Origin of the sequence: Anabaenopsis arnoldii, assembly GCF_028331025.1 — a bacterium.
In the GTDB taxonomy this organism is placed as follows: Bacteria; Cyanobacteriota; Cyanobacteriia; order Cyanobacteriales; family Nostocaceae; genus Anabaenopsis; species Anabaenopsis arnoldii.
This window is the reverse complement of the sequence record NZ_JAQMUH010000160.1, coordinates 1-4,684: the sequence shown is the minus strand read 5'-3', so window position 1 is coordinate 4,684 and position 4,684 is coordinate 1. Positions and strand designations below refer to the sequence as shown.

Here is a 4,684-nt window from a genome sequence, read left to right as displayed (position 1 = left end):
CAACGCCACGCAGTTCTATAACTTATCCCTACCTTTTTTGCATAATCAGATAGTTTCATTCATTTAATGATCGTACATTCATAATTATATTATACTACAAATGTACATAAATGACTATAAATTCATTAAATTATTGTAGACACTAAACCAAGAATAAACCAAGAATAAATATGGGTAAAAATGTCAAGCGAAAAAAATAAAAGGTGAAGGATGAATTTTGCCTTTGGTTTCATCCCTCTACCTTTTTATATACCTGATGCTTATTTAATGTTAGCCCGTGCGTCCTTCACTGCAGCAAAGAAAAATAATCCCGTGAGTGGAATGCTCAATCCGAGGATAATGGCAGTTACCTGAACACCTAAATCTGGTTGTCCAGAGGTAAGTTCAAATACTGAACCCACGGCGGCGATCGCTGTGATGCAAGCACCACCTAGAAATAAACCGCTTTTTGGAGTATACACTATTATTCCTATGTGAAAATGTTAACAATTGCTCACTTTTTTATCTTACTTGACCATGGAAGTACCTAAACTATCCACAGTACAAATTTTTAATTATTTAGTTCATAGTAGCATGAATTCAGTGAAGGAAAGATCAGCAAAACAGATTTTAGCGAACCCCTATGCTACTGGTTTCACCGACTGATAGGAGAAGCCATTTTTCGATAACTCCTGGGCTAAACTCAAGGAATTTTCCACCCGGTCTACAAATACTACCCCATTGAGGTGATCCATTTCGTGCTGAATGCAGCGTGCGAGTAGATCATAGGCTTTGAGGGTTTTGGGACGGCCGTATTCATCTTTATAAGCAACTTCTACGGATTCGGGACGTTTTACCTCTAAATAAACATTGGGAATACTCAAACAGCCCTCTTGGGCGACGCATACTTCCTTACTGACTTGTTTAATGGTGGGGTTAATCAATACCAGTGGGGGGTTAGCAGGGTTATCTGGTTCACAATCAATCACAATCAGTTGTTTATGAATTCCTACTTGAGGTGCAGCCAAACCAATACCATCGCTACTGTACATAGTTTGCAGCATTTCCCGGATAAGTTTACGGATTTCATCGTCTACTTTAGTAATCCGCTTGGCATCTTGACGCAGGACGCGATCGCCCAGATAGTGAAGTTTTAAGGGGGGATTTTTTAACTTTTTCTTCTCGACAGCAATTTCAGAAGGCATGATAATCAATGACTAAGTTGTGAAAATTCCTACCGTTTTAATTCTATCAAAACATAGTGGGAGCGTGATCACCCCTACTCTTTATATAGCAGATCAAACTTAGTGTATAGCTTGTGACTAGGAATTTATCCTATTTTCTACTTCACACCAAAGAACAACGACATTGTAGCGCTTGTTTAAGTAAACTTTGGTACTCCTCATCCTTAATCCCATAAGCGCCAAATCTAGCTAAATGGGGGTTCATCATTTGAGCATCAAACAGTAGAAACTGGTTTTGGCGCAATCTTTCCACCAACTTAACCATCGCCACCTTAGAACCTTCAGGAACGCGGTAAAACATCGACTCACCAATAAAAGCACCCCCAATAACAATTCCTAGGATACCCCCAGCCAGTTGGTCACCTTGCCAAGTTTCAAAACTATAAGCGTAACCATTCTGGTAAAGTAAGTAGTAAATCTCCTGTAACTCCGGCGAAATCCAAGTAGTCTCGCGGTCAGCACACCCAGCCACCACGGATGGAAAATCACAGTTAATGCTCAGGGTAAAACGCTCTTGATTGAGAACACGCTGCAAAGACCTAGGGTAGCGAAATCGCTCATCTAAGGGAATCAAAGTGCGATCGCGACTACTGTACCATCCCAGCCCTTTGTTGTCATCAGCCATGAGAAAATAACCTTGAGCATAACCCCGAACAATAGCAGCGATATCGTATTCCATAATTTCAGCAAGCAAAAAAACCCTCAGCGTACCTTTGCCTTTCCCTTAGCGTTCCTCTGCGTTAAAAAAAACATGACCGAAGCAATACCACCCATTACCCTACCACCTTCCAACAACCCTGATCTTGAAGGTCAGTGGTTGCAAGACCGATTATTAAAGTGGTTAGACACAGAATTCCTCCCCGAAATAGTCAATCAAAAAATTGCCCACAGGGCGGCACAAATTTTTGTCCGACAACGCATGGAAGGAGAGAATGACTTAGGATCTCTAGTTATAGCCATTGTTACAGAGATGCAGGCATTTGATTTTTCTAAAAGTTTCTATGGAGAATTTGCGATCGCCAACGCCGTCAGCGATCTACTCTTAGATAGTCTAGGCATAGACCGTTGCTGCGGAGAATAGTTTAGTCATTTTCTCCTTCCAGGAGAAAATGAGCAGTGACTACCAGCTAGACTTAACCACACCCGGTAAAAGACCTTCATGGGCCCATTCCCGGAACACATTCCGAGACAGACCAAAGTCGCGATACACACCCCTGGGACGACCAGTTACCCAGCAGCGATTGCGGTGACGAGTCGGCGCACTATTCCGGGGTAGCTGTTGAATTTTCCGGTGAATTTCCAATTTATCCAAGGGAGATTCCGCACTTTTGAATTCTGTCAATAATGCTTCTCGCTTTTCACTATACTTTTCTACCAAGTTGGCGCGTTTTTTTTCGCGCTCAATCATACTCTTTTTTGCCATAAATTCTTTAACTGGTTTGCAGACAGCATTTTCTATTCTATCGTGTTTTCAGAATTTCTCGAAATAAATGTTTTCTCACCAGTCGGACATAAATCATGGAGATAGCAAGCTTCGCAGAGGGGAGAACGAGCCTTACAAACAGCACGACCGTGATAAATCAAACGAATTGACCAATTTTCCCAATCCGGACGGGGTAACAACTTCATTAAATCTTTCTCAATCCTCACCGGGTCAGAAAATTTCGTTAACCCCAAGCGTTGGCTTAACCGCTTAACGTGAGTATCAACAGTCACCCCTGCATTAATACCATAAGCATGAGCTAAAACTACATTTCCCGTTTTTCGCGCCACCCCTGGAAGCTGTAATAATTGCTCCATTTCCTGGGGAACAACAGAGTCAAACTCCTTGACAATCATCCGACAAGCTGCTTGAATATTTTTGGCCTTATTTCTGTAAAAACCCGTAGACCGTACTAAAATTTCTAACTCTTCTAGGTCAGCATTGGCCAAACTAGCCGCATCCGGAAACCGGGCAAACAAAGCTGGTGTAACCTTATTCACTCGCTCATCAGTACACTGAGCCGAAAGAATGGTTGCTACCAGCAATTGTACTGGAGTAGAGTAATTCAAAGAGCAAGTTGCATCTGGATAAAGACCCTGCAACCGGGCGAGAATTTCTAACGCCCGTTGCTTTTGAGATGAGGATTTGCGGGTAACACTCACTGGAATAACTTTTGCACCCAATCTAACTGGGAGGTTAACTGACTAGTTTCTTTAACAATCAGAAAAATTCCTAGTCCCAAGAGTAACATTAAACCAGTTTGCATCACACCCTCTTGAATGCGGTTAGGTATTGGCTTACCTCGTAAACCTTCAATTAGCAAGAATGCCAGTTGTCCGCCATCTAAAGCCGGTAAAGGTAAAATATTAATAATTGCCAAGTTAATACTGATTAAAGCAGCAAAAAAGAACAGACTACCTGTATCATTTTGGGCAATACTAGAACCAATTTGGACAATTTTAATCGGTCCTGCTACCTGACCAGCTGTTTCGCCAAAGTTGGTAATTAGTTGGCCAAAGCCTTGAAATGTCATGGTAACCAAGCGCTGAAATTCACTACCACCAATATTGAAAGCTTGTGCCAAATTCTTCACAGGACGGCGAATAACTTCACCATTGGGAGCAAGTCCCACGCCAATACTACCTCCAGCTGGCTTCTCCTCAGGAACTACATTGACAGTTAGCCTTTGGTCGCCACGGGCAATTTCTAGCACTACAGGTTGACCGGGACTATTTTTGATAATATCCCGTAAATCTTCTATTTCCTGTAGTGCTGTGCCAAATTCCCTGTCATTAGCCGCTAAAATCACATCTCCTGATTTAATTCCAGCAGATGCGGCCACAGAACTCACCTCTGGCGCTAGTTGTTGAATTAAAACTCCCGGTTGGCTACTTTGTCCTATACCAACCAGACCTACCTGACTTACCAACAAGAAATAGGCAAAGATTAAATTGGCGATCACTCCCGCGCTAATGACAATCGCCCGATCTAAAATTGGCCGGTTACGCAGCAAATTCGGGTCATTGGGGGGAATATCGCTATCAGGGTCATCATCGGGGAAGCCCACAAACCCACCTAAAGGAAACGCGCGGATAGCATATTCGGTTTGAGAACCTTGGTATTTCCAAAGAACAGGCCCAAATCCTAAAGAAAAGCGGTTAACGAGAATACCTTGAGAACGAGCTGCGGTAAAGTGTCCTAACTCGTGTACCAAGATCAAAACAGCCAAGACTGCGATCGCTGCTAAAACTGACATAGAGCTTAGTCAAAATTCGGATATATCATTCTTATTCTAATAGTTAAGGAATGGCTAAAGAGTTATAGTAGGGTATCTGTGATTATGTGACAAGTCCGGGATCTAGTAATTAAACCCCACCCAGCCAATTAAAACATCTTCTCAACAAACACCTTTGCGAACCTTTGCGCGTACTTAGCGACCTTTGCGTTTAAAAACCGGACAAAAAACTCGCCCCACAGT

General features: G+C 42.5%; 7 protein-coding genes. 1 reads left to right on the top strand and 6 read right to left on the bottom strand.

What is annotated here, in order from left to right:
* Nucleotides 1-260: 260 nt before the first annotated feature.
* The 3 genes from PN457_RS14420 to aat all read right to left on the bottom strand — a co-directional run bounded on the left by PN457_RS14420 (nucleotide 261) and on the right by aat (nucleotide 1,902).
* On the bottom strand, nucleotides 261-464 hold the full coding sequence (locus tag PN457_RS14420; RefSeq protein ID WP_271734066.1) for a hypothetical protein: 204 nt from the start codon (nucleotides 462-464) through the stop codon (nucleotides 261-263).
* 156 nt (nucleotides 465-620) lie between these two features.
* On the bottom strand, nucleotides 621-1,184 hold the full coding sequence (gene def, locus PN457_RS14415) for a peptide deformylase (protein ID WP_271734064.1): 564 nt from the start codon (nucleotides 1,182-1,184) through the stop codon (nucleotides 621-623).
* 142 nt (nucleotides 1,185-1,326) lie between these two features.
* Complete coding sequence (gene aat, locus PN457_RS14410; RefSeq protein ID WP_271734065.1) at nucleotides 1,327-1,902, bottom strand: leucyl/phenylalanyl-tRNA--protein transferase; 576 nt, start codon at nucleotides 1,900-1,902, stop codon at nucleotides 1,327-1,329.
* A gap of 72 nt (nucleotides 1,903-1,974) precedes the next feature.
* Between aat and PN457_RS14405 the strand changes: the two genes are divergently transcribed.
* The gene (locus PN457_RS14405; protein ID WP_271734063.1) at nucleotides 1,975-2,304 is read left to right on the top strand and encodes a hypothetical protein; all 330 of its coding nucleotides are present in this window, start codon (nucleotides 1,975-1,977) and stop codon (nucleotides 2,302-2,304) included.
* A 39-nt stretch (nucleotides 2,305-2,343) separates the two neighbouring features.
* Here PN457_RS14405 and rpsN read toward each other — a convergent pair whose 3' ends face one another.
* From rpsN to rseP, 3 genes are read right to left on the bottom strand one after another with little or no spacing between them, the layout of a single operon-like run.
* Nucleotides 2,344-2,646 carry a 30S ribosomal protein S14 gene (gene rpsN / locus PN457_RS14400; protein WP_271734062.1) on the bottom strand — a complete coding sequence of 101 codons (303 nt, stop codon included), beginning with the start codon at nucleotides 2,644-2,646 and terminating at the stop codon, nucleotides 2,344-2,346.
* A 32-nt stretch (nucleotides 2,647-2,678) separates the two neighbouring features.
* Entirely contained in the window at nucleotides 2,679-3,389 is a 711-nt protein-coding gene (gene nth / locus PN457_RS14395; RefSeq protein WP_271734061.1) for an endonuclease III, read from the bottom strand.
* Nucleotides 3,365-4,462 carry an RIP metalloprotease RseP gene (gene rseP / locus PN457_RS14390; protein ID WP_271734060.1) on the bottom strand — a complete coding sequence of 366 codons (1,098 nt, stop codon included), beginning with the start codon at nucleotides 4,460-4,462 and terminating at the stop codon, nucleotides 3,365-3,367. Before rseP ends, nth begins: the two co-directional genes overlap by 25 nt.
* Nucleotides 4,463-4,684: the final 222 nt, after the last annotated feature.